This window comes from Morganella psychrotolerans, from assembly GCF_001676155.1.
Taxonomy (GTDB): Bacteria; Pseudomonadota; Gammaproteobacteria; order Enterobacterales; family Enterobacteriaceae; genus Morganella; species Morganella psychrotolerans.
This window is the reverse complement of sequence record NZ_LZEW01000001.1, coordinates 190,707-213,810: the sequence shown is the minus strand read 5'-3', so window position 1 is coordinate 213,810 and position 23,104 is coordinate 190,707. Positions and strand designations below refer to the sequence as shown.

At 48.8% G+C, this 23,104-nt stretch carries 20 protein-coding genes, 5 tRNA genes and 3 pseudogenes; 11 read left to right on the top strand and 17 right to left on the bottom strand.

Annotated elements, in window-relative coordinates:
- Positions 1-5: 5 nt before the first annotated feature.
- The 5 genes and pseudogenes from efeB to AYY16_RS01030 all read right to left on the bottom strand — a co-directional run bounded on the left by efeB (position 6) and on the right by AYY16_RS01030 (position 4,043).
- Positions 6-1,313 (bottom strand): iron uptake transporter deferrochelatase/peroxidase subunit, encoded by a 1,308-nt coding sequence (efeB, locus tag AYY16_RS01050; RefSeq protein ID WP_067360899.1) that lies wholly within the window; start codon positions 1,311-1,313, stop codon positions 6-8.
- Entirely contained in the window at positions 1,310-2,212 is a 903-nt protein-coding gene (locus AYY16_RS01045; protein ID WP_067360895.1) for an EfeM/EfeO family lipoprotein, read from the bottom strand. The genes efeB and AYY16_RS01045 overlap by 4 nt, the downstream gene beginning before the upstream one ends.
- A complete protein-coding gene (locus tag AYY16_RS01040; RefSeq protein WP_067360892.1) occupies positions 2,202-3,041 on the bottom strand; it encodes an FTR1 family iron permease in 840 nt (279 codons plus the stop codon). Before AYY16_RS01040 ends, AYY16_RS01045 begins: the two co-directional genes overlap by 11 nt.
- A gap of 23 nt (positions 3,042-3,064) precedes the next feature.
- Positions 3,065-3,377, bottom strand: a pseudogene (locus AYY16_RS01035) (cupredoxin domain-containing protein).
- 110 nt (positions 3,378-3,487) lie between these two features.
- Positions 3,488-4,043, bottom strand: a pseudogene (locus tag AYY16_RS01030) (iron transporter).
- 312 nt (positions 4,044-4,355) lie between these two features.
- Here AYY16_RS01030 and AYY16_RS01025 point away from each other — a divergent pair.
- Complete coding sequence (locus AYY16_RS01025) at positions 4,356-4,595, top strand: hypothetical protein (RefSeq protein ID WP_067360889.1); 240 nt, start codon at positions 4,356-4,358, stop codon at positions 4,593-4,595.
- 7 nt (positions 4,596-4,602) lie between these two features.
- Here the strand turns inward: AYY16_RS01025 and AYY16_RS01020 are convergent, their stop codons facing one another.
- From AYY16_RS01020 to AYY16_RS00990, 6 genes are all read right to left on the bottom strand, one after another.
- Positions 4,603-5,121: a YgjV family protein gene (locus AYY16_RS01020; RefSeq protein ID WP_067360886.1), complete on the bottom strand. Its 519-nt coding sequence runs from the start codon at positions 5,119-5,121 to the stop codon at positions 4,603-4,605.
- A 287-nt stretch (positions 5,122-5,408) separates the two neighbouring features.
- Complete coding sequence (locus AYY16_RS01010; RefSeq protein WP_067360881.1) at positions 5,409-6,515, bottom strand: hypothetical protein; 1,107 nt, start codon at positions 6,513-6,515, stop codon at positions 5,409-5,411.
- Positions 6,516-6,749: 234 nt separating this feature from the next.
- A tRNA-Lys gene (locus tag AYY16_RS01005) sits at positions 6,750-6,825 on the bottom strand.
- A 31-nt stretch (positions 6,826-6,856) separates the two neighbouring features.
- Positions 6,857-6,932, bottom strand: a tRNA-Val gene (locus AYY16_RS01000).
- 46 nt (positions 6,933-6,978) lie between these two features.
- A tRNA-Val gene (locus AYY16_RS00995) sits at positions 6,979-7,054 on the bottom strand.
- A gap of 58 nt (positions 7,055-7,112) precedes the next feature.
- A tRNA-Val gene (locus AYY16_RS00990) sits at positions 7,113-7,188 on the bottom strand.
- A gap of 342 nt (positions 7,189-7,530) precedes the next feature.
- On the opposite strand from AYY16_RS00990, the gene gltX reads away from it, so the two are divergent.
- Both gltX and AYY16_RS00980 read left to right on the top strand, forming a co-directional pair.
- Positions 7,531-8,946: a glutamate--tRNA ligase gene (gene gltX, locus AYY16_RS00985; RefSeq protein ID WP_067360878.1), complete on the top strand. Its 1,416-nt coding sequence runs from the start codon at positions 7,531-7,533 to the stop codon at positions 8,944-8,946.
- A 212-nt stretch (positions 8,947-9,158) separates the two neighbouring features.
- Positions 9,159-9,234, top strand: a tRNA-Ala gene (locus tag AYY16_RS00980).
- 43 nt (positions 9,235-9,277) lie between these two features.
- Here AYY16_RS00980 and AYY16_RS00975 read toward each other — a convergent pair.
- On the bottom strand, positions 9,278-10,030 hold the full coding sequence (locus AYY16_RS00975) for an SDR family NAD(P)-dependent oxidoreductase (protein WP_067360875.1): 753 nt from the start codon (positions 10,028-10,030) through the stop codon (positions 9,278-9,280).
- A 123-nt stretch (positions 10,031-10,153) separates the two neighbouring features.
- Between AYY16_RS00975 and AYY16_RS00970 the strand changes: the two genes are divergently transcribed.
- Entirely contained in the window at positions 10,154-10,576 is a 423-nt protein-coding gene (locus AYY16_RS00970; protein ID WP_067360871.1) for a MarR family winged helix-turn-helix transcriptional regulator, read from the top strand.
- Here AYY16_RS00970 and AYY16_RS00965 read toward each other — a convergent pair.
- From AYY16_RS00965 to zipA, 3 genes are all read right to left on the bottom strand, one after another.
- A complete protein-coding gene (locus AYY16_RS00965; protein ID WP_067360868.1) occupies positions 10,570-10,791 on the bottom strand; it encodes a DUF3820 family protein in 222 nt (73 codons plus the stop codon). The two genes, AYY16_RS00970 and AYY16_RS00965, sit on opposite strands and share 7 nt — an antisense overlap.
- A gap of 236 nt (positions 10,792-11,027) precedes the next feature.
- Positions 11,028-13,058, bottom strand: a complete 2,031-nt coding sequence (ligA, locus tag AYY16_RS00960) for an NAD-dependent DNA ligase LigA (protein ID WP_067360865.1) — start codon at positions 13,056-13,058, stop codon at positions 11,028-11,030.
- A 136-nt stretch (positions 13,059-13,194) separates the two neighbouring features.
- Positions 13,195-14,253: a cell division protein ZipA gene (gene zipA / locus AYY16_RS00955; protein ID WP_208020728.1), complete on the bottom strand. Its 1,059-nt coding sequence runs from the start codon at positions 14,251-14,253 to the stop codon at positions 13,195-13,197.
- Between the two features lie 233 nt (positions 14,254-14,486).
- Here zipA and cysZ point away from each other — a divergent pair, with 233 nt between their 5' ends.
- From cysZ to uspF, 7 genes and pseudogenes are all read left to right on the top strand, one after another.
- Positions 14,487-15,239, top strand: a complete 753-nt coding sequence (cysZ, locus tag AYY16_RS00950) for a sulfate transporter CysZ (RefSeq protein WP_067360862.1) — start codon at positions 14,487-14,489, stop codon at positions 15,237-15,239.
- Positions 15,240-15,574: 335 nt separating this feature from the next.
- Positions 15,575-16,531, top strand: coding sequence for a cysteine synthase A (gene cysK, locus AYY16_RS00945; protein WP_067360859.1), 957 nt, complete (start codon positions 15,575-15,577; stop codon positions 16,529-16,531).
- Positions 16,532-16,814: 283 nt separating this feature from the next.
- The gene (gene ptsH, locus AYY16_RS00940; RefSeq protein WP_067360856.1) at positions 16,815-17,072 is read left to right on the top strand and encodes a phosphocarrier protein Hpr; all 258 of its coding nucleotides are present in this window, start codon (positions 16,815-16,817) and stop codon (positions 17,070-17,072) included.
- 124 nt (positions 17,073-17,196) lie between these two features.
- Positions 17,197-18,922: pseudogene (ptsI, locus tag AYY16_RS00935) on the top strand (phosphoenolpyruvate-protein phosphotransferase PtsI).
- Between the two features lie 101 nt (positions 18,923-19,023).
- The gene (crr, locus tag AYY16_RS00930) at positions 19,024-19,533 is read left to right on the top strand and encodes a PTS glucose transporter subunit IIA (RefSeq protein ID WP_067360852.1); all 510 of its coding nucleotides are present in this window, start codon (positions 19,024-19,026) and stop codon (positions 19,531-19,533) included.
- 481 nt (positions 19,534-20,014) lie between these two features.
- Positions 20,015-20,362: a DUF3024 domain-containing protein gene (locus tag AYY16_RS00925; protein WP_067360849.1), complete on the top strand. Its 348-nt coding sequence runs from the start codon at positions 20,015-20,017 to the stop codon at positions 20,360-20,362.
- 131 nt (positions 20,363-20,493) lie between these two features.
- Complete coding sequence (gene uspF / locus AYY16_RS00920) at positions 20,494-20,928, top strand: universal stress protein UspF (protein WP_067360846.1); 435 nt, start codon at positions 20,494-20,496, stop codon at positions 20,926-20,928.
- 106 nt (positions 20,929-21,034) lie between these two features.
- Here uspF and AYY16_RS00915 read toward each other — a convergent pair whose 3' ends face one another.
- Together AYY16_RS00915 and AYY16_RS00910 are read right to left on the bottom strand one after the other, a co-directional pair.
- Entirely contained in the window at positions 21,035-21,805 is a 771-nt protein-coding gene (locus AYY16_RS00915; RefSeq protein ID WP_067360843.1) for a GNAT family N-acetyltransferase, read from the bottom strand.
- A 99-nt stretch (positions 21,806-21,904) separates the two neighbouring features.
- On the bottom strand, positions 21,905-23,080 hold the full coding sequence (locus AYY16_RS00910) for a benzoate/H(+) symporter BenE family transporter (protein WP_208020713.1): 1,176 nt from the start codon (positions 23,078-23,080) through the stop codon (positions 21,905-21,907).
- Between the last annotated feature and the right edge of the window lie 24 nt (positions 23,081-23,104).

Below are 23,104 nucleotides of genomic sequence, written 5' to 3'. Positions count from 1 at the left end.
TCCGTTTAGTCTGCCGGTGATACCGCCTGTGTCCGTGCCGCGTTCATCAGACTTTCGCCGATATAATTCTGTGCGGATGAGATCCCGGGCAAGACCAGATAATAGCCGCCACCGAACGGTTTGATATAGCGCTCAAGCGGTTCGCCGTTCAGGCGTTTTTGCGTGCTGATAAATCCTTTTTTTAAATCATTCTGAAATGAAATAAAAATCAGACCCATATCAAGTTGCCCTGACGGCGTCAGCCCCAGGGAGTAACTATAACTACGACGACGCAATTTTGAAACATGTCTTTCTGTAGTCCGGGGTTCGGCGCGGCGCATGTGAGAGTCAAACAGTACACGGTCACCGTGGGGATCGCGCTGAAACTCAGGATCATCATGCTCGCGGGCTTTGCCCATCGGCGCACCTGTTGCTTTATGACGCCCGAAATCATTTTCCTGATCTTCCAGCGGGGTTCTGTCCCAGAATTCCAGTTCAAAACGGATCAGGCGCACTGCCTGATAACTGCCGTTTTCAATCCAGGATGGTTCCGGTTTGGTTATCCAGACCAGGTCATCCATCAGTGCCGCATCACCGGCATCCCCGTTTCCGGTTCCGTCTTTGAAACCAAATAAATTAACCGGGGTAGTCCGGCACTCAATATCCCGCGCAGGCAGAAAACCGTCAATTTTCCACAATGGTGCCACAGAACCTGAGAGACGGCGCAGTACTTCGCGCAACGCATAAATCACTGTCTCACGACTGTTGGCACAAAACTGTAATAAAATATCGCCGCCGCACCAGTCCGGATCAAGACGGTCATTCGGAAATGCCGTCATTTCAACAAAGTTCTGTGGTTTGACATGAGAAAAACCGAAGCGGTCATCAAACAGTGAATGACCCAGTGAAACCGTTACGGTGAGTTCATCTGCAGTGAGGTAGGTGCCGAGTATTCCGGATTCTGCCGGCGGCATCCGGTCACCGGCTGTTTTTCCTGCTTTCCGGTTACGGGTGAGATCCGCTATACAGGCTGTCAGGCGCTTAAATACGCCGTCAACTTCATCCCGGGTTTTTACCGTCAGATTCAGCGAGAGAAAAACGGCTTCTTTTTGTTCCGGAGTTATCACACCCGCCTGATGTTTTCCCAGATACGGAATTTCACGCAGGCGTGGTGTGTTATCACACGCAGTATTGTCAGATTTTGCAACAGCAGGAAGGGCAAACACCCCGCCGGATAACAGTACGCTTCCCGCGCCAAGCCATTTCAGTGTACTGCGTTTACTCAGGCTGACTGTTTCGTCACCGCCTGTATTGCATTCTTTTCCGCGTTTCATGGTTCTTTCCGGTATTTGTAATACACATCAATATTCAGTTCAGCGCGCAGTTGTGCAAGGGATTCCGCCAGGATTGTCAGCCCTGCATAAAGCTGTTGTTTATCCGCCGCTGTCAGTTTTTCATAAGGCGCATAACGCCCCTGCGAATCACGGTAGCGTGCCAGTACCGCATCCGGTTCTGCAAACTGTTGTTTCAGTAATGTGTTTGTTTTTTCTGATAAAAATGGTGAAATCGCTGTGGCGATATGCCTGGCACCTTCGATGTTAGCGGCGATATCAGACACATCAGAACGGCTGTAGCGGTTTTCATCACCCCCGAGTTTGGTGCTTAAAATCAGTTCGATACTGTCATCTGCTGACTGCACCAGTTTTGCCACCGGCAGTGTTTCAACGCCAACCCGCTGTTTTAAATCCTGAATATTGCGCAGTAAATCCTGAGTGGCAGCCTGCGCCGCAGCCTGGTCATTCTCAGCAAACAGTGCATATTCTATGCGATGGAAACCGGTAAATTTCGGGTCGCGCTCCCGCTCAGTAAAATAGCCCGCATGAGGGTTTATCACGCGGTCGGCGTGACCAAATACCACGACTGCCGCGCGGATAACTTCATATTCATAATGCGCCTGAATATAAGCCTGCTTTGCCGCCGCCATATTCCCTTTATTCAGTGCCTGCTGTAACAGGGTTAGTTGCTGCTCTGTTGCAGCAACCTGCCCGCTCATCATCTTCATGTAGCCCGCAATCATGGGCAGATATTTTTCCGGCGTCGGGATATCGCCTCTGGCAATGACCACGCCACTGCCGGTGTCCGGGTTTCCGGCACGGTATTTCTCAGCCACCGCAATCCGGCTGAGAAACAGCGCTGAGAGCGCAAGGCTTATCAGGAGATAATTACGCCGCATGCTGTTTCTCCCGGCGGCGGAACAGCACAAGAATAATGAGCCAGTACACCACAAACGTAATAACACTCAGCCCGATAGGTTGTGAGCGATAGCCAAACAATGTCGCGAGGAAATTACCCACCGCGCCGGAGTCATCCAGCCAGTTGCCGGTATCCCACAACGGATAGATAAGAAAATCATTCAGTTCAATATCATGCTCAGTCAGTACATTGACTATCTCTTCGGTACCTTTAAGCAGCAGAGAGCAGGCGAGGAACAAAAGGACAATCCCGGTAATACGGAAAAACCATTTCCATGCCATTTTGCGGTAAGTAAACAGAAAGACCCACAGCGTCAGTGCCGCAACCGCAATCCCGCCCAGAACCTCACCGGTGAATGACCACATCGTCTCTTTAGTCAGACTCATTACAATACCGGAGAGAAAAACCACAATTTCACTGCCTTCACGGGCAATAGCAATAGCGACGATAAACAAGGCGCCCCACCAGGAGTGCTGCCGGGCGCTGTTATCCATTTCCTGTTCAATGCCGGATTTGAGAGAGGCGCTGTGCTTTTGCATCCAGTACACCATCTGCACGATCAGCACACAGGCAAAGAGCGACATCCCGATCATAAACCAGGTCTGTCCGCTGTCATCCAGCACATTAAATACGCCGTAAATCAGCAACGCCAGAAAGAGTGACAATGCAACACCCAGGGCGACACCGCCCCAGAGATAGCGGCGTCCGGCTGCGGCGTCAGGATGTTGTTTGATCCACGCATAGATAATGCCGACCACGAGGAGCGCTTCAAAACTTTCACGCCATACTACAAAAAGAACCTGTCCCATAATCAATTCCTGTGACCTGACACTTATTCCGCGATGATCTCACCGGCCGGATGCGAAAGGTGAAAATCATCAAAAAAAAGTGTATTTTCCGGGTTTCAGCGGCGCAATGACCACCACAGAAGATGCGCCGGGCGCCAGCACTTTTTCTTTGCGTAACTGGGTACTTTCAAATTCAACCGGCTCTGTACCGGTATTACGGATTTTAATGCGGACAGGCGTTTTCGCCGGAACATGCAGTACCGGCGGCGTCAGTACGCCGTTATTCATTTCCAGTTCAACAGTGAATTTCTCCGCCGCCGCACTGACGGGAAGAGATGCCAGAGAGAGCACCGTCATGCACAGTGCAATTAAAAGGGATTTCATGAGTGACCTCAGCGGGATAATGACGTCCGGTGTCAGAACAGCAGGCGCATTTATGCAGCCTGCTGTTTTCCTGAGAAATAAACTTAGTAGCTGCCTTTACGCCCTGTTCCGGCGTAATCGAAGTCCCAGGAGACATCAAACGGCTCAAACCACGGAGCAACACCGGTTTCTTTATCAATATGGCGGCCGAATGCAACATTATCATTCATGCTCGGCGGTGAAATTCGGTATTCCACGCGGTATTTTCCGTAGCCGTCCAGTTTCAGATTATCACCATAGTGTGGACCGTCACTGGCAACCATCGCCATAAATGTCCCGGATTGTGTTTTTTTTCGTGTCATCCAGTTTGGTTACTTTATAATCCACTTTCAGATACGGGATCCAGTCCCCTTCCGCGAAGCCGTTCGGATTTTCTTCCACGGCGTGAATGTCCGCTTCCAGATGAACGTCTGATTTATCAGCGTCAAGATGATGCATTTCATGCTTACCTTCCACCGCCATGGTGATAGGTTGCAGATAAACACCCTGAATTTCCATTCCGTTTTTGATTACAGGCTGTCCCAGCGGATATTCCAGCGCCATAGCGGACGTTGAAACCACTCCCAGTAATGCTGCTGCCACACTCATCCCGATACGCATGCTGATTCCTCATCGTCATTAGACAAAATACACATTATACAAATAGTGCTGACAATAATAATCATTATCATTTCACTTGCACAAGCAAAAGTTATCGTTTCCGGTCATATTTTTCAATAAAACGGGATGTGTCTGTCTGCATTCAACTATGAAATAAATCCGGAACGGCAATATCTGACAGGAAATAACCCGGTTCTGTGAGTTCACCCGCTACAATAATGCTGTCAATCTGCCCTGTGCCGTGTAAAAACTGGACGAAAGGCAACCATTTACGACATAATAATGTTTCTGAAATAAAACCGGCGGGAGTCTATGTTAGAAACTATCGGATTTGTGTTACTGGTCAGTACCTGTGGCAATGATGCCTGTGAGGCACTGCCGGTCACTGAAGATCTTTATACACAGAAAGAGTGTGAAACACGTCTGACATATATCGCCAAACGGCGTCCTAACCTCTATTTTATGTGTAATGAGGTGATGCGCGAAACCGGTTCTGATCCCACAGATGACTCACACTCAGATACCCCGGAGAATACCCCGCCCTCCCGCTGACCTGTTCTCAGCTGAACGGATTTATGCCCTGCTTTATCAGTTTTCGAAAGCGATAAATCGCCCACCCGTTTATCAGTAAAAAAGTGGATTCAATCAATGTGCCGCCAACGGTTCCCAGCCAGGCATTATAGACAACCCAACAGGCTGTCGAGCACCAGAGCACATAGCGCATGCGGATCCCGGCCAGCAGGAAAAAAGCGAATGTACTCATCAACGTACCCGCGACCGGCAATACTTCCTGCCAGACACGGATATTCGGAACAGCCAGAACCAGCGTCAGCATGACAAACAGATACAGCACCCAACGCTGGCGGTGAGTGATAGAAACATACGTCCGGATGCTGTTCAGTGTGGCACTGATCCCTGCCGGATAAGCGCCGAGCAGAAAAAAGTGAGTGGCCATAATGGCGGTGTAAATGGACAGGCGGATTTTGAGCTTCCGCTCGTTGCGCTGGATAAAAACCGTTATCCCGATAAAAAACGCGACAATCCCGAACCCCTGACCCGCATAATACAGATAATCCATCAGTACCCTGCCGTGATAATTTTGCTGAATAGTTTTATTGGCAGCATAAACAGGATCGTTGCCGGTTGCGAGTGCATTCCCTGTTTATATATCAAAAAAGAGGCCTCAGCCCCTTTTCTTAGCGCACTCTGTTTTTATGCAGCATACAGCCCGCATAATAAACCGCCTGTTGTTATGAACGTTCATCCATTAAATTATCTTATTGAAAATAATGATATTTATCATAAAACAAAGCCGGCAGTTATAATAACCACCGGCTCCTGTTTCAGATTTTGCTTCAATCTGTTTTAATGTACTTCGCAACCAACCACTGTTGAATAACCCAGTCCGTCAGCATCCATCATTAACAGACATTGCGGGCTGAGCATTTCTTTCGATTTAATCAGCATCATCGCCAGAACAAAGACAGCTTCTCTGTCTGCACTGACCTGATTATCGGCAATATAAATATTATTTTTCAGGAAAGTACGGCGCTGTGCTTTATTACAAAACTGATAAATAACATCCTGCGCCAGTTCATTTTCCCGCATCAGCCAGAAAGATTTCTCTTCTTCTTTATCCAGCAGATTCATTTTTTCCAGCATAGGGATATCATCAGACAATTGTAATTCGTTGATCGGCATAAACCGGGAAAGACTGCCGTTGAACGGAAATGTATTTCGCTCAAAATAGTAACAGGACGTCAGCAAAACAGCGCTTGCCATTTCATGATAGGCGGGGATTTGTCCCGCCTGCCAGATATTCAGCCCGACCAGCAACCACATTGCATTATTATTATCCTCATCAAACAAATGTCCGATGTCATCCGGCGTCTGAATAAATTTCGTGCCACATTCCCATATTTTAGTGACACTGCGCTCGATTTCACCATTTTGCAATGTGTTCGGTGTGATGACATAAACCGTTTTAACTTTTGTCTGATAACCTTCGTGCTGTTGGTTCAGTGAGTTATGCAACGCCGTCAGCATGTTATCAACCGAATGGTCGTAGCCCGCCAACGCCTGTTTATCCTCATCTTCCGTGTGCTGTTTTTTCTCCTGAGCCGATACCTGCTTTACCCCTTTCGGCATCAGAAGTGCCACCCCGGTGACCATCAGTTTGCGCTGACACCAGTTTACCCATTCATTACGTCTGAAATTAATCGAGGCATTCCAGCTCTGACAGGCTATCCGTGACTGCTCATGACGATGCATTGCGTAGGTAAATAAACACATCCACAGCAAAATGTACGGAAGATAAATAAAAATAAGCACTTCCGTCAGCGGAAGCTTAAAAATATAAAAATCGAGTAAAAAAATAATTGCCAGAACAACGATCAATAGCCCCAGCCACAGCGTAATTCTAGCGCCCGGCACATTACGTTTAACCGGAAATTCAGGAACAGGCCACGCCATCGGAATAATGCTCCATGCTGAAAGAAAAAAAAGCGTCCGGCATTGGATTTCCCCAAACCGACGTCATTTCTTGTTATAAAAAGACAGATCACTAAAAATCGTGACTAACATAAGGAAATAACGGCAGAATGATTAAAAACTTTAATTGAAATAGCGTGAAATAGATCACGAAACAGAATGGTTTTTATCAAAAACTATGGGAGAGTGTAAAGCAAGGGAGGAATAACAGTAAGATGGTGGGGCGTACAAGATTCGAACTTGTGACCAATTGATTAAAAGTCAACTGCTCTACCGACTGAGCTAACGCCCCATACCTGCTGATGCGGAAGAATCATGTGAAGTGGTGGGCGATACCGGTCTCGAACCAGTGACCCCCTCCTTGTAAGGGAGGTGCTCTACCAACTGAGCTAATCGCCCACTTCAGGATGACTACAACGAACATCAATACAACGCTCATTATGAATGGTGGGCGATACCGGGCTCGAACCAGTGACCCCCTCCTTGTAAGGGAGATGCTCTACCAACTGAGCTAATCGCCCATTCATAACGCTTTACTGCCTTTACTTCCTGTCACAACGTTCACTCTTATAACAAGAGTGGTGGGCGATACCGGGTTCGAACCAGTGACCCCCTCCTTGTAAGGGAGATGCTCTACCAACTGAGCTAATCGCCCGTCGTGATGGAGGTGCATTATAGGGATACCTGAGTTTGAGTCAACGATTTTTCGAAAGAAAATGATCGTTCGTTCTAATTTTAGTCACCCTGATCTAATTATCATCGCCCCCGCACAGATAGTAAGCAAAAACCGGGCAATTCGTGACAGCCTTCGGGTCTGGCGCTGCAAAAACAACCTGTTTTATCATATATTTTTCGTATTGCGCCGCAGAAAAGGACTTTTTCGACCTTCTTTTGCCCTTTTCATTGAGGAATTATGTCTCAGTGCTAAAATATCCCCAGCATACTTACTACTTCATCATCTACTACGTCTGACACAGACGTTATGAAAGGCATTCCAATGAGTAAAGTAAAAACCCGTTTTGCACCCAGCCCGACCGGCTACCTGCATGTGGGCGGTGCCCGTACCGCTCTTTATTCCTGGCTGTACAGCCGCCACAACCACGGTGAGTTCGTCTTACGTATAGAAGATACCGATCTTGAGCGTTCAACTCAGGAAGCGATCGACGCCATTATGGACGGAATGAACTGGTTAAACCTGGACTGGGATGAAGGTCCGTATTATCAGACCAAACGTTTTGATCGCTACAATGAAGTGATCGACACCATGATCGAAAAAGGAACAGCATATCGCTGTTACTGTTCCAGAGAGCGCCTGGAAACTCTGCGTGAAAACCAGATGGCTAATAATGAAAAGCCGCGTTATGACGGTTGCTGCCGTGGTAACAACCATAATCACAGTGCGGATGAACCACATGTGGTGCGCTTTGCGAACCCGCAGGAAGGCTCAGTTATTTTTGATGACAAAATCCGCGGACCGATTGAATTCAGCAACCAGGAACTGGATGATTTAATCATTCGCCGTACTGATGGTTCCCCAACCTACAATTTCTGTGTGGTTGTCGATGACCGCGATATGGAAATCACCCATGTCATCCGTGGTGAAGACCATATCAACAACACCCCGCGCCAAATCAATATTCTTAAAGCGCTCGGCGCACCGGTTCCTGTTTATGCACACGTCTCCATGATCAATGGCGACGACGGCAAAAAATTATCCAAACGCCACGGCGCCGTAGGTGTGATGCAATACCGTGATGATGGCTATCTGCCGCACGCGCTGCTGAACTATCTGGTACGCCTCGGCTGGTCACACGGTGACCAGGAAATTTTCAGCATCGAAGAGATGACTGAATTATTTACCCTGGATGCCGTCAGCAAATCCGCCAGTGCCTTTAATACTGAAAAATTACAGTGGCTGAACCATCACTATATTAACAGTATGCCTGCTGAAGAAGTGGCGGTGTATCTGCAATGGCATATCGAACAAGCCGGAATTGATACCCGTAATGGTCCGCAACTGGCTGATTTGGTTCGTCTGCTCGGCGAGCGCTGCAAAACACTGAAAGAAATGGCAGAAACCTGTCACTATTTCTATGAAGATTTTGACAGCTTTGATGCCGATGCCGCGAAAAAACACCTGCGCCCGGTTGCCCGTCAGGCGCTGGAACTGGTGAGAGCCAAACTGGCTGCACTGACAACCTGGACACCTGAAGAGGTTCATAACGCCATTCAGACAACGGCTGATGAGCTGGAAATCGGAATGGGTAAAGTAGGGATGCCACTGCGTGTTGCCGTGACCGGTGCCGGTCAGTCTCCGGGTCTTGATGTCACTGTTCATGCTATCGGACAAGCTCGTTCCCTCGCCCGCATTGACATGGCGCTGGCCTTTATTGCTGAGCGCGAAGCACAGTAATTATCTGTCCTGCCGTCCGGTCTGCTATATCTATAGATAGATAGCTAGATAGCGCCCTGCTTTTTGCAGGGCGTTTTCATAACGATAATACTGCTTTTATGTTATTTATCCCGATTGACGGCTTTTTCATCGGTCGCACACGATTTTCATATTAAGCCGTTGACAGCTCAGGGAACGTTGCCTATTATGCGCAGCGTCCGGTTAATTTTATCGGGGCTATAGCTCAGCTGGGAGAGCGCTTGCATGGCATGCAAGAGGTCAGGGGTTCGATCCCCCTTAGCTCCACCAAATTCAAACCCCGGTCTCTGACCGGGGTTTTCGTTTTTGCAGGCTACTGTGCCGTATATCCGCCATCAACCGGATAAAATCCGCCGGTACAGAAACGACTGTCATCTGACAATAAGAATGCAACCATTTTGGCGACATCTTCCCTTGTTGCCATACGCTTCATCGGATGACTTTCAGCCATCATCGTCTGAACATCTTGTGGTAATGCCAGAATATTCGGGGTCGCCACATAGCCCGGTCCGACCGCATTCACCCGCACGCCCTGCTCTGCATATTCGAGTGCCACCGCGCGGGTCAGTCCCAGTACAGCATGCTTGGCTGCCGTATAAGGTGCAATACCGGCAATTCCCGTAATACCATTGCAGGCGGATAAATTAACCACAGCACCACCGCCGCTTTTAACAATCGCCGGTATCCCGAATTTCATCCCCAGAAATGTCCCGGTGACATCCGTATTTATCACGTCCTGCCAGGCCTCAAAATCATAGTCTTCAATTTTGACACCATGCGGACCGGTCACACCTGCGTTGTTCACCAAACCGTGTAATGCACCAAACTTTTCTAACACAGTAGTCACCACACGTTCACAATCGCTCAAATTACGTACATCTGCTGTGATAGGCAGCACGCTATCCCCCGTAGGATCCCACTCATTTATTGCCTTTTTGAGGTTATCAGAATTACGCCCGGTAATCGCAATTTTAGCGCCCCGACTGAGTAATTCACGCGCGATTCCTTCACCAACACCGGTACTGGCACCGGTGATCAGGATAATCTTCTGTTTGAAATCATTCATGCAGTCCCCTTTTAATTAACTTTCTTTAATTAATAGCATAATTAATTAACTTTCGTTAATCAACTTTCTTTTCCTATTTTTGCCTTTCAGCTACACTAAAGGCGACAATAAAAGGGAGGAGTTATGTCATTCAAGGAATTGGAAAATACACTGTCATTGTTACAGTGTACATTAGTAGCACAACGTACTATTTACTCACCGGAAAAGGTGACATGGGCACAGTATGATGTGATGGAAATGTTGCGCCTTCAGGGTGACCTGACGCCGTCAGATCTGAGTCAGAAATTGGGAATTTCACGCCAGAATGTCTCTAAATCACTGCGGGCACTGAAAAAGCATCTGTTTGTTTCTCAGTATCAGTCTGAAATGGATAAACGCGAGCTGGTTACCCAACTGACACCGGAAGGTGAGGAATTTCTTTCACATGCGGCGATCGGACGAACCCGTAATGCGGAAAAGGTATTTGCAAGTCTTGATGAAGATGAGCAGCGTCAGTTTCGTATATTGAGCCAGAAGGTTATCGATGCACTGACCCGTGATCAGTGAGACGGTCGTTTGAGCGGTTTTATCAGACCACTTAAACCTTCAATTTTAATGGTGAGGGTAATTTGCATCAGCTGACCTAAACGCCCTTCGGGAAAACTGTCTTTACGCGCAAACCAAAGCAGATACTCTTCGGGCAGGTCGATTAAACAGCAACCTTTGTACTTACCAAAAGGCATAGCGGTGTTCGCGATGGCCACTAAATCTTCTTTATTCATCATCTCACCTGAGGTGGTTTAAACGGTCTTCCTCAGAAGACCGTAAGATTGCTGACAAAGCAGGATAAAACGGGGTTTTTCCTGCTTTGTGTTATCAGCCGAAAATCAATAAAGTGATTTTCCTTGTTTATTTTTACAACCTTTGACGGTCGCAGCCAAACCCTGCAGGTTTGTCAACGGCCTGACGGTCTTCCTCAGAAGACCGTTTTTTTATTCTGTCACGTCCGTTCAGAACATCAGTTCAGCATCGCAATAAATTCATTTTCATCTATCACGCGGATACCCAGTTCTTCGGCTTTTGCCCGTTTAGAGCCCGCCGCTTCACCGGCAATCACAAGGTCGGTTTTCTTAGACACACTGCCGGTCACTTTTGCCCCCAGCGCGGTCAGGCGATCTTTTGCCTCATCACGGGTCAGTATCTGTAATGACCCGGTCAGTACCACGACTTTTCCGGCAAACGGATTATCCAGCGCGGCAGCATCCACAGCCACAACCTCCGGCCAGTGAATACCGATATTTTGTGTCAGATCGGTAATTACATCCCGGTTATGCGTTTCCCGCAGGAAATTCACAACATGTTTTGCAACTACGTCTCCCACATCCGGTACTGTTTTCAGTACATCGGTATCTGCGGCCTGTAATGCATCAAGGGTTCTAAAGTGCTCCGCCAGGTTCGCTGCCGTGGACTCCCCGACTTCACGGATCCCCAGGGCATAAAGAAAGCGGGCAAACGTAGTCTGCTTTGACGCCGCCAGTGCATCGGTCAGTTTTTCTGCCGATTTTGGTCCCATCCTGTCCAGCCCCGTGAGTTTTCCCGGGGTCAGACGCCATAAATCTGCCGGTGTCTGTACATACTCAGCGTCCACCAGTTGATCGATAATTTTATCACCCAGCCCGTCAACATCCATGGCACGGCGGGAGACAAAGTGCTTGAGCGCTTCTTTGCGCTGCGCACCGCAAATCAGCCCGCCGGTACAGCGCGCCACCGCTTCGCCTTCGACCCGCTCAATATCAGACCCGCACACCGGGCAATGCAGCGGAAAGACTATCTCACGCGCATCATCCGGACGTTCTGATTCAACCACGCCCACAACCTGCGGGATAACATCACCGGCACGGCGGATAACCACGGTATCGCCGATTTTAAGCCCCAGGCGGCTGATTTCATCTGCATTATGCAGTGAGGCATTACTGACGATGACACCCGCCACCAGAACCGGCTCAAGGCGTGCCACAGGGGTAATTGCCCCTGTCCTGCCGACCTGGAATTCCACATCGCGGACAATCGTCATCTGCTCCTGTGCGGGGAATTTAAACGCGGTTGCCCAGCGCGGTGCGCGGGACACAAAGCCCAGTATTTCCTGCTGCGCGACAGAGTCCACTTTTATGACCACACCGTCGATATCAAAACCCAGTTGCGGACGACTCTCTTCCACCTGATGATAAAAATCCAGTACCGCCTGACTGCCGGTGCAGCGCTGAACCCGGTCACTGACCGGTAATCCCCACTCTTTAAATTGTTGCAGACGATCATAATGGCTGCCGGGCAATACTGCGCCCTCAGTTACACCAACGCCGTAACAGAAAAAGGTCAGCGGGCGTTTGGCGGTAATGCGAGGATCAAGCTGGCGCAATGAACCGGCAGCGGCATTACGCGGATTGGCAAATACTTTTCCGCCGGTGCGCCGTGCTTCGTCATTCATTGCCTCAAAGCCTTTCAGCGGCATAAAGACTTCCCCGCGGATCTCAATACGATCCGGGATATTATCCCCGCGTAGTTTCAGCGGGATAGCGCGGATAGTCCGGACATTTGCCGTAATATTTTCGCCGGTGGTGCCGTCACCCCGGGTTGCTGCCTGAACCAGGCTGCCGTTGACATAAAGCAGACTGACCGCCAGACCATCCAGTTTCAGTTCACAGCAAAATGTCAGATCCTGTGTATCTTTCAGGCGGTCGCGTACGCGGTTGTCAAATGCCAGATAGCTCTCTTCATCGAAGACATTATCGAGTGACAGCATAGGAATTTCATGGCGCACCTGCTCAAATGCACCCAGCGGTGCCGCACCGACACGCTGTGTCGGAGAATCAGGGGTGATCAGTGCCGGATTTTCCGCTTCCATTGCTTTCAGGCGCTGCATCAGACGGTCATATTCCGCATCCGGTACCTGCGGGTTATCCAGCACGTGATAACAGTACTCGTGATGGCGCAGCGTGGCGCGCAGTTGTTCTATATCGTTTTCGATGTTGTTTTCGTTATTTTTTGGCATGATCGTTATCTGTCAGTCTGTTTTATACCTGATTATACCTGACTACAGCTAAAAAAAAACCCCCGGCAAGCGGGGGGGGTTTGATAATGCATTGTTATACCCTTGTTCATTCAAACTGCAGCTTCGTTGGCTACGCTCAGCTAACCGGGTCACATACTAATGTATGCTCCCCGTCTATCTTCCCTTGCCGCCTGCCTGCATCACGAATGACGTCGGGTATATATCCGTCAGGCTGAGTGCAGACAAGGACTTTCCTGATACGCGCTTTATACACCTCAATTTTTTGTGGTGTTAATATTCTGCGTTCATCATCAAGTACCACGCCGCCCACGTCAGAGGCGATACGCTGTCCGGCCTGCAACATCAGCTTAAAGTTCTGATTCGCGTCGCCGTAAGACGGTACCATCATAAACATCGCCACACCGGGTGTTTCAATGGCGTCCATCTGCTCGGGCACAAAAGTTCCCGGATTCACCATGTTTGCCAGACTGAACAGCACAGGTCCGCTGCCCGCAGGATCAACATGGCGGTGATAAATATTCATGGCACCGAAACGAAAGCCTGCCTGTTCGACAGCAATACGCAGTGTCTCACCGGCGATAAGCTGTCCCTGATGCGCAGCAACAAACAGCGCCAGCACCAGTTCCTTTTCCGCGCCGCTGTTTTTAGCAGCAGGCTGTTCCTGCTCCTGCGGTGCGGATACGGGTGCTGGTTCATTATCATTATCCTGCGGCACATCCGGTTCTGCTGTTTCTGCCGCAGTAATCACCGCACCGGTAGTCAGCACTTGTGCAACAGGCTCAGTGTGAGCTTCCTGCTCTATGGCATCAAATAAACCAATCTGTGGCTCAGATTCAGGGGATTTAGCCGGACGGCGTTCAGCAGCCGCTTTCGGCAAAACGGAAGGCACAACCGGCTCTGACGGCGGATACATATTATTACCCGCAGATAACAGAGGATCCTGTGAGTCTGTCTGCGACGACGTATTTTCCGGCAAAGCAGAATGACGGGAACCCCGCGCCTCTGACTGTTCATCAGCGGCATCATCCTGCGGTTCGTGTTTTCGACGCTTCATGGGACGCGCGCGAAACAGGGATGAGCGCTCTTTGCGGCTCGTCCACAGTCCGTGAAGTAACAAAGCGATGATTGCTACCGCACCCACAACGATTAATATCAGACGCAAATCTTGCATCAGTGCTATCTCTGTTGTTTAAATTAAAGGCCACCATGGCAAAATACTATCATTTGATTACCAGAGTATTTGTCAACGATGTTAAGTTCAAGTCCCGGCACGCATTTCTTGCAATAAAGATCATTTAATTGCTCTTTCTGACTGATTTACATCCTGACATTTCGTTGGCGGTAAGACAAATTTTTTGTTTCATCTGTTAGTATAACGTTTTCCAATCATAGGAGTGAATAGGAAGTATGATAAATCCTGTCAGGTCGCTCAGCGGCTTTGCGTATGTCGCACAAGGATGGCGGCTGATGATGCGTCCGGGTATCCGGGCCTTTGTTATTTTACCGCTGCTCGCCAATATTATTGTTATGGGCGGTGCGCTCTGGTGGCTGTTCAGCCGGTTCGGCGGCTGGATCTCATGGCTGATGGCAAAAATTCCGGGCTGGTTACAATGGCTGGACTACCTTATCTGGCCGGTTGCCGTCCTCTCCATTTTATTGGTATTTACCTACTTTTTCAGTACGATAGCTAATATTATTGCCTCTCCGTTTAACGGTTGGCTGGCAGAAAAACTGGAAGCAGAGCTTACCGGACGCCCGGCGCCAGATCAGGGCTATGCGGATTTGGTAAAAGATATTCCGCGTATTCTGAAACGGGAAATGGTCAAATTACTGTACTACATTCCCCGCGCCCTTGTTCTCCTGGTCCTGTTTTTCATTCCCGGCATTGGTCAGACGGTAGCCCCGGTGCTCTGGTTTATTTTTGGTGCCTGGATGATGTCGGTTCAGTACGGAGATTTCCCGTTCGATAACCATAAAATTAGTTTTCCGGATATGAAACAGACGCTGCGCCGCGATAACATGACCAGCCTCCAGTTTGGCTCACTGGTCAGCGTGCTGACGATGATCCCGTTTGTGAACCTGTTTATCATGCCTGCTGCGGTCTGCGGCGCAACTGCGCTGTGGGTGGACCGCTACCGCACACAGTTTGTCCGCGACTGATACCCCGCCATTTTCCCGCGCCGGGCGGTAATTATTCCGCCCTGCCGTTTTTTTCCTGCCTTGTTATATGCAACGATTATATATTCTATTTTGGTATAACGGATTCATATGGTTATAAGGTTAGATCGATTATGTATTTCCTTTCCCCTTGCCAGAGGGTAATGTTGATTCATATTTATACCCTTATTCATTCAAACTGCAGGTTCGTTGGCCGCACTCAGCCAGACGGGTCACATACTGATGTATGTTCCCCGGCAATCGGAGCTTGCCGCCTGCCTGCATCTTGAATGACGTTGGGTATAGTCCGATTATGAATGATTTTTTAAGGAAAACCGATGAGTAAGATATATGAAGATAATTCGTTAACCATTGGTCATACACCGCTGGTCCGCCTGAAGCATTTCGGTCACGGTAATATCCTGGCAAAAGTGGAATCCCGTAACCCGAGTTTCAGTGTGAAATGCCGTATCGGTGCCAATATGATCTGGGACGCGGAAAAGCGCGGGATCTTAAAACCGGGTGTGGAACTGGTTGAACCAACCAGTGGTAACACAGGAATTGCACTGGCTTATGTTGCAGCTGCCCGGGGTTATAAACTGACTCTGACCATGCCCGATACCATGAGTATTGAGCGCCGCAAATTGCTGAAAGCACTGGGTGCTGACCTGGTACTGACCGAAGGCGCAAAGGGCATGAAAGGCGCGATTGAAAAAGCGGATGAAATCAGCGCACGCGACCCGTCCCGTTATATCGTTTTACAACAGTTCAGTAACCCGGCAAACCCGGCTATCCATGAAAAAACCACCGGTCCGGAAATCTGGGAAGACACAGACGGTAATGTCGATGTGATTGTGGCAGGTGTCGGCACCGGCGGAACCATCACCGGTATTGCCCGTTACCTGAAAAACATCAAAGGCAAAAAAGACGTGACAATCGTCGCCGTTGAACCGGAAGATTCACCGGTTATCACCCAGGCGCTGGCCGGTGAAGAAATCAAACCCGGTCCGCACAAAATTCAGGGCATTGGCGCAGGTTTTATCCCGGGCAACCTGGATTTATCCCTGATCGACCGTGTCGAGCTGGTCAGTAACGAAGACGCCTTTGCCACTGCCCGCAAACTGATGGAGCGCGAAGGTATTCTCGCCGGTATCTCTTCCGGCGCGGCAGTCATTGCTGCTGAACGTCTGGCAAAAGAAGATAAATTTAAAGGCAAAAATATTGTGGTTATCCTGCCATCTTCCGGTGAACGTTATCTGAGTACAGCATTATTCGCCGATATTGACGAAAAATAATCGACTGAACGGATTCAGTTCCCGTCCTGTCTGACACCGAAAGCACCCTCTCCGGGTGCTTTTTTTTGTGCAACAGATCAAATTTTGACACTCTCCGGGGTGATTTTTGCGCGGTTGTTTAGTATTAAAAATGTAATTATTTCACAGCCCAAAATAATGACACCGATAACGTATGTCGAATCTCCGGGTTGTGCTATTTTATCTGCTCCGGCTATGATTACAGTAATACACACTAAATAACCGCCATACCGCCGGCAAAAATTACTAACGATGAGGTAACCCTATGTATCAGCAAGAAGTCACCATTACTGCACCTAACGGTCTGCACACACGCCCTGCGGCTCAGTTTGTCAAAGAAGCAAAAACATTCACATCTGACATTACACTGACTTCCGGCGGCAAAAGCGCCAGCGCGAAAAGCCTGTTCAAGCTGCAAACATTAGGTCTGACTCAGGGCACCGTTGTGACTATCGCCGCAGAAGGCGAAGATGAGCAGAAAGCAGTGGAACATCTCGTCAAACTGATGGGTGAGCTGGAGTAATCCGCTAACCGTCCTCCCTGTCAGTATCCCTGAACCTGTTTAACGGGTTCAGGGATTACCCGTTTCCGGGTACCGCACACACCCGCTGTGCTGCGCTCCCCCAGTAAGCTGAAAGGTATTTATTATGGTTTCAGGAATCTCTGTTTCACCGGGTATCGCTTTTGGTAAAGCGTTGTTACTCAAAGAAGAACCTATCATTATCAGCCAGAAATCGATTTCTGCTGAACAGATTGATGCTGAAATCCGGCGTTTTACCGACGGTCGCGATAAAGCGTCCGTGCAGCTGAATGCAATCAAAGAAATGGCAGAAAAAAAGTCTCGGTGCTGATAAAGCCGATATTTTTGAAGGCCACATCATGCTGCTCGAAGACGAAGAGCTGGAAAATGAAATCGTCGATATCATCAAAAGCAAGAGAACGGCTGACTACGCAGCTAATCATGTGATTGAAGAACAGGCGATTGCCCTTGAAGGTCTGGACGACGAATACCTGAAAGAGCGCGCCGCTGATGTCCGTGATATCGGCAAACGCCTGCTGAAAAATATTCTCGGTATGCCGATTGTTGACCTGAGCGCCATTTCTGAACAAGTGATTTTAGTCTCCAAAGATCTGACACCGTCAGAAACCGCGCAGCTCAATCTGAAAAACGTGCTGGGCTTTATTACCGATATCGGCGGGCGTACATCTCATACATCAATCATGGCACGCTCGCTGGAAATCCCGGCGATTGTCGGCACCGTGAATGCCACTGAAAATATTAAAAGCGGCGATTATCTGATCCTGGATGCCGTCAATAACCAGATTTATCTTCAGCCGTCTGATGATGACATCGAGCGCATGAAAGAGGTGCGCGATGATTATCTGGCTGAAAAAGCAGAACTGGCAAAACTCAAAGACCTCCCGGCTATCACGCTGGACGGACATCAGGTCGAAGTGTGTGCGAATATCGGTACCGTACGCGATATGCCGGGTGCTGAGCGCAACGGTGCGGAAGGCGTCGGTTTATATCGCACCGAATTCCTGTTTATGGACCGGGATTCCCTGCCTACCGAAGAAGAACAGTTCCGCGCCTATAAAGACGTCGCACAGGCGATGCCGGATGAAGCGATTATTGTCCGCACCATGGACATCGGCGGTGACAAAGACCTGCCGTATATGAATCTGCCGAAAGAGGAAAACCCGTTCCTCGGCTGGCGTGCAATCCGTATCTGTTTTGATCGCCGTGAAATTCTTGATACTCAGCTGCGTGCGATTTTACGCGCCTCTGTTTTCGGAAAACTGCGCATCATGTTCCCGATGGTGATTTCCGTCGAAGAAGTCCGCGAACTCAACAAAATCGTGGCAGAAATGAAACAGCAATTACGTGACGAGCAGAAACCTTTTGATGAAACTATCGAAGTTGGTATCATGGTCGAAACCCCGGCGGCGGCAGTGAATGCACGTCACATTGCAAAAGAAGTCGATTTTTTCAGTATTGGAACCAACGACCTGACGCAGTATACTCTGGCAGTGGATCGCGGAAATGAACTGATTTCCCACCTCTACAACCCGATGTCTCCTGCGGTGCTGAACCTTATCAAACAAGTCATTGATGCTTCCCATGCGGAAGGAAAATGGACGGGTATGTGTGGTGAGCTGGCGGGTGATGAGCGTGCGACATTATTGTTGCTGGGCATGGGTTTAGATGAATTTAGTATGAGTCCGATAGCTATTCCGCGTATCAAAAAGCTGATCCGTAATACCCATTACGAGGATGCGAAAACGCTGGCGGAACTGGCGCTGACTCAGCCTACGGCCACAGAACTGATGGCGTTGGTGGACACATTCACCAAAGAAAAAACGCTGTGCTGAACATCAGATTTGAAAACCGGGTTCTGAGGATCCGGTTTTTGAGGACATTGCACTAAGCCAAATTCACGCCCGGTCCCGTATCAACACTTAGGAGAGTATTCATGGGTCTGTTTGACAAACTGAAATCATTGGTTTCAGACGATAAAAAAGACAGCGGCACGATTGAGATCGTCGCCCCGCTTTCTGGTGAGATTGTGAATATCGAAGATGTGCCTGACGTTGTTTTTGCTGAAAAAATTGTTGGTGATGGTATTGCCATCAAACCTACGGGTAACAAGATTGTCGCACCGGTTGACGGTACTATCGGCAAGATTTTTGAAACCAATCACGCGTTCTCTATTGAGTCGGACAGCGGGATTGAACTGTTTGTTCACTTTGGTATCGACACCGTTGAGCTCAAAGGTGAAGGCTTCAAACGTATTGCGGAAGAAGGCCAGCGTGTACAGAAAGGTGATTTAGTGCTTGAGTTTGACCTGGCACTGCTGGAAGAAAAAGCTAAATCCACACTGACACCGGTGGTTATTTCCAATATGGATGAAATAAAAGAGATGGTCAAAATGACCGGCTCTGTCACTGTCGGTGAGACGGTGATTATTAAAATCAAAAAATAAGCCGATTCTGACCTGCGTCTGAATCCGGTAAAAGAGCGGCTTTCTGAGGAAAGCCGTTTTTTTATGCACAACCCCTGTTTTCCTGTACCAGCCTTACCATTCCCCGTATTTTCTCACCCGCCGTTAACGGTTCGTTTTCCTTTGATTGATTAATATAGTTGTAGGGTTATATACCCGTTAAAAAGGATATACCCTTATTCATTCAAGCTGCAGGTTCGTTGGCTGCATTCAGATAGCCGGGTCACATAGTTTATCTATGCTCCCCGTCTATCTTCCCTTGCCGCCTTCCTGCAGCTTGAATGACGTTGGGTATAGCTTGAAAAAGTATTTCTCAACTTCGTGAAATGCGCTAACATGATCTCCCGTGGCGGTCCCTGAATCACGCAGATAATGCTCTGCCTGAAACGACCTTATCAATCAGCGTAAACCGGTTGATATAGCGGGTTGTTCTAATTTTCGTTCGTCACAAAATGGTAATGCTATGGAATTTAACTCAGTTCAGACACAGCAGATAAAACAAAATATGCGCCTGTTTACCGAGCGCCTCTGGCCGAATGGTCATATCCCTGATGAATTTGATGTTCAGTACCGCACCGATGAGCACAACGTACTGATTTATCAGAAACAACTCGTTTGCCCATGCGGCTCCCCGCAAATCATTGAAAAACAAATTGCCCGGCTGACGTGGTCAGAATCAGATGATACCTGGCAGCTTTTTTATGTGGAAAATAACAAATGGCAGGTCTGGCCGGACAGTACTCCCGGCACACTGACCGCACAGCTGAAACTGATCCTCGATGATAAATCCGATCGTTTCATCTTTAATTAATTACCACATCACACAATTAAGCCCCGTTAAGGGGTTTAATTGTGAAGTATGATCGTTTTCACGTATAGTGCATCAAACACCGGTTATTATTGCTTTTAGTGATTAACCTGCTTTCAGATTGAGGGGGATGTATGTATAAAACGATTATTGTGCCAATCGATATTTCAGAAACCGGACTTACCCGCGAAGTTATTCCGACGATTCAGACATTAGCCAAATTTGAAAACGCAAAAGTTCACTTTATCAGTGTCATTCCGTCGTTCTCTCATTTTGCCTCTTTTGGTATCGCTTACGCGGCAACACTGCCGGAAAAAGATGAGATATTAGACAGTGCAAAAGAGCAACTGGCGAAAATGATCAGTGATTTCGGACTGCCACCTGAGCAGGTTGAGCTGCATGTGGTATCCGGTTCACCAAAAGATCAGATCCTGAAGCTGGCTGATACCCTGGAAAGCGACCTGATTGTCATCAGCTCACGCCGTCCGGATATGTCGACTTATCTGCTCGGCTCCAATGCTGCGGCTGTTGTGCGTTACGCACACACCTCTGTTCTGGTTGTCCGCTGATTACCGGCAATACCTGACTCAACGCCCGTTTTTACGGGCGTTTGTCTTATATACCCAACGAACCTGCATCCTGAATGACGTTGAGTATAGTGCTCTCATGATGTATTTACCCTTTGATATAAAAGCAGTACTCAAACAATGTCCGGAAGCCGTGTTTTTTATATAAACCCAAACCTTCAGAGGAGGCTTCCAGATAGCAATCGCTCACTCCCCCGGTACGGCACAATGTCAGTGCGTTATCCAGCAACAATGATGCAAACCCTTTTCCCTGATAAGCCGGAATAGTCCCCAGATCATCAATCCGCGCCATATTATCCAAAACAGAGAGTGTCATGCAGCTCACCGGCTCATTATTGTACATCAGCACAAAGTGGTGCAATTCGGTGCCTTTTTCCATAGCACGCTGATGATAACTGATGTAATCACTGATAATACTGAAATCAGGCGTATCATCTGCGCCATCATCTGTCGGAAATGCCGCCTCCAGCGGAGTAGCCCAGAGAGTGAGCTGCTCATTCACTTCGTGAACTTCACATCCCTGTGGCAGTACAGATAAAGGCTGCCACTGTGCGATATTCAGGTACATCGCGCTGGTTTCACCGTCAGCTTCATAGCCGCCAGCCACAATCTGAAGATTCAGGCTTTTTGCTGCTGTTTTTTCCACAACCAGACAGTGTGGCTTGCTGCCATTATCAAAAACAGCCTGTGCCTGTACCAACTCCGCTTCTCCGGCTCCTGCCTGCAAGTAAATATAATTAAAAACCGGGACCGGCAGCGGCGTCAGGTAGCACTGCGCATATTCGCCGATATCAGTATAGGACTGCGCAATACTGCGCCAGAAATGGCGTTCAGTCACCAGATAACCCTGTAAATTCATTCTTTCTCCGCTTCCGGTAAAACAGGCATTTAATTGATACAGTCTATAGCATGGTCAATCACATACCTTACCCCAATGTTAAGATGATACACAGCCGCTTTACCGGCGGTGTCTGACCAGCAGATAATGCGCTGCTATCCCGCCAAGTAACCCCCAGAACGCAGAGCTGATTCCCAGTAATGTTATCCCGGATGCGGTCAGTAAAAAGCAGATAATTGCCGCATCCCGCCCGTTTTCATCAGCCAGTGACTGATGCAGACTGTTCATCAGGGTTGTCAGCAGCGCAAGCCCTGCCAGCACATGAATAAGCACCGGCGGAAAGCCGTTAAACAACATAAAAACAGCGCCGCCGAAAACACCTGCCAACAGATAAAATACCCCTGCCCAGACAGATGCGATATAACGTTTTGCAGGATCCGGATGGACATCCGGCGCCATACAGACAGCAGCCGTGATCGCAGCGATACAGATACTGAACCCGCCCCACGGTGCAAGTATCAGTGCCGCCAGGGATGACCAGGTAAGTAATGCTGAGGTATGCGGTGGATAACCGTTCGCCTGTAAGATCGCAATGCCCGGTGCGTTCTGTGACGCCAGTGACACAATAAAAAACGGGATCCCGACACTGACAACAGATGTCAGGGTAAATTCCGGCATCACAAATGACGGCAGCGTAAATAGTGCACCGCTGTGTACAAAATGCAGTTCACCACGCAACGCGGCAACCGCAATCCCTGTTATCAGTGTCGCGATAATGGCATACAGCGGAAACCGGCGGCGCGTCAGAACATAGGCGGCAAGCATCGCGGCACAGAGAATAAAATTAACCTCAAGCGCATCAAATGCATTCAGCCCGAAACGCAGCAGTATCCCCGCCAGCATCGCAGAGGCAATAGAGCGGGGAATGTGCGCCATCAGCCCGGCAAAAATACCGGTGATGCCACAAAGAAACATCAGACCGGAGGCAAAAATAAACACACCGACCGCTTCATTTATGGTCACACCGGACAAACTGGTCACCAGCAGGGCTATCCCGGGGGTCGACCATGCGGTCAGAACCGGCATTTTGTACCACAGCGACAACCCGATCGTTGTCACCCCCATACCGATACCCAGCATCATCAACCAACTACCGGTTTGCGCAGCATCAAGCCCTGCCACACCCAGCGCCTGTAAAATGATTGCCACCGAGCTGGCATAGCCAATCAGTACCGCAACCAGCCCTGTCATCATCATTGCTGGTGAAAAGGCACGAAAAAATGTTAACTTACTCATAGGGACACACCATCGGATGTTATA

What these genes read in the sequence shown, in the direction of transcription:
- efeB (WP_067360899.1), bottom strand. Translation starts at nt 1,313, where the DNA reads ATGAAACGCGGAAAAGAATGCAATACAGGCGGTGACGAAACAGTCAGC.
- AYY16_RS01045 (WP_067360895.1), bottom strand. Translation starts at nt 2,212, where the DNA reads ATGCGGCGTAATTATCTCCTGATAAGCCTTGCGCTCTCAGCGCTGTTT.
- AYY16_RS01040 (WP_067360892.1), bottom strand. Translation starts at nt 3,041, where the DNA reads ATGGGACAGGTTCTTTTTGTAGTATGGCGTGAAAGTTTTGAAGCGCTC.
- AYY16_RS01025 (WP_067360889.1), top strand. Translation starts at nt 4,356, where the DNA reads ATGTTAGAAACTATCGGATTTGTGTTACTGGTCAGTACCTGTGGCAAT.
- AYY16_RS01020 (WP_067360886.1), bottom strand. Translation starts at nt 5,121, where the DNA reads ATGGATTATCTGTATTATGCGGGTCAGGGGTTCGGGATTGTCGCGTTT.
- AYY16_RS01010 (WP_067360881.1), bottom strand. Translation starts at nt 6,515, where the DNA reads ATGGCGTGGCCTGTTCCTGAATTTCCGGTTAAACGTAATGTGCCGGGC.
- gltX (WP_067360878.1), top strand. Translation starts at nt 7,531, where the DNA reads ATGAGTAAAGTAAAAACCCGTTTTGCACCCAGCCCGACCGGCTACCTG.
- AYY16_RS00975 (WP_067360875.1), bottom strand. Translation starts at nt 10,030, where the DNA reads ATGAATGATTTCAAACAGAAGATTATCCTGATCACCGGTGCCAGTACC.
- AYY16_RS00970 (WP_067360871.1), top strand. Translation starts at nt 10,154, where the DNA reads ATGTCATTCAAGGAATTGGAAAATACACTGTCATTGTTACAGTGTACA.
- AYY16_RS00965 (WP_067360868.1), bottom strand. Translation starts at nt 10,791, where the DNA reads ATGAATAAAGAAGATTTAGTGGCCATCGCGAACACCGCTATGCCTTTT.
- ligA (WP_067360865.1), bottom strand. Translation starts at nt 13,058, where the DNA reads ATGCCAAAAAATAACGAAAACAACATCGAAAACGATATAGAACAACTG.
- cysZ (WP_067360862.1), top strand. Translation starts at nt 14,487, where the DNA reads ATGATAAATCCTGTCAGGTCGCTCAGCGGCTTTGCGTATGTCGCACAA.
- cysK (WP_067360859.1), top strand. Translation starts at nt 15,575, where the DNA reads ATGAGTAAGATATATGAAGATAATTCGTTAACCATTGGTCATACACCG.
- ptsH (WP_067360856.1), top strand. Translation starts at nt 16,815, where the DNA reads ATGTATCAGCAAGAAGTCACCATTACTGCACCTAACGGTCTGCACACA.
- crr (WP_067360852.1), top strand. Translation starts at nt 19,024, where the DNA reads ATGGGTCTGTTTGACAAACTGAAATCATTGGTTTCAGACGATAAAAAA.
- AYY16_RS00925 (WP_067360849.1), top strand. Translation starts at nt 20,015, where the DNA reads ATGGAATTTAACTCAGTTCAGACACAGCAGATAAAACAAAATATGCGC.
- uspF (WP_067360846.1), top strand. Translation starts at nt 20,494, where the DNA reads ATGTATAAAACGATTATTGTGCCAATCGATATTTCAGAAACCGGACTT.
- AYY16_RS00915 (WP_067360843.1), bottom strand. Translation starts at nt 21,805, where the DNA reads ATGAATTTACAGGGTTATCTGGTGACTGAACGCCATTTCTGGCGCAGT.
- AYY16_RS00910 (WP_208020713.1), bottom strand. Translation starts at nt 23,080, where the DNA reads ATGAGTAAGTTAACATTTTTTCGTGCCTTTTCACCAGCAATGATGATG.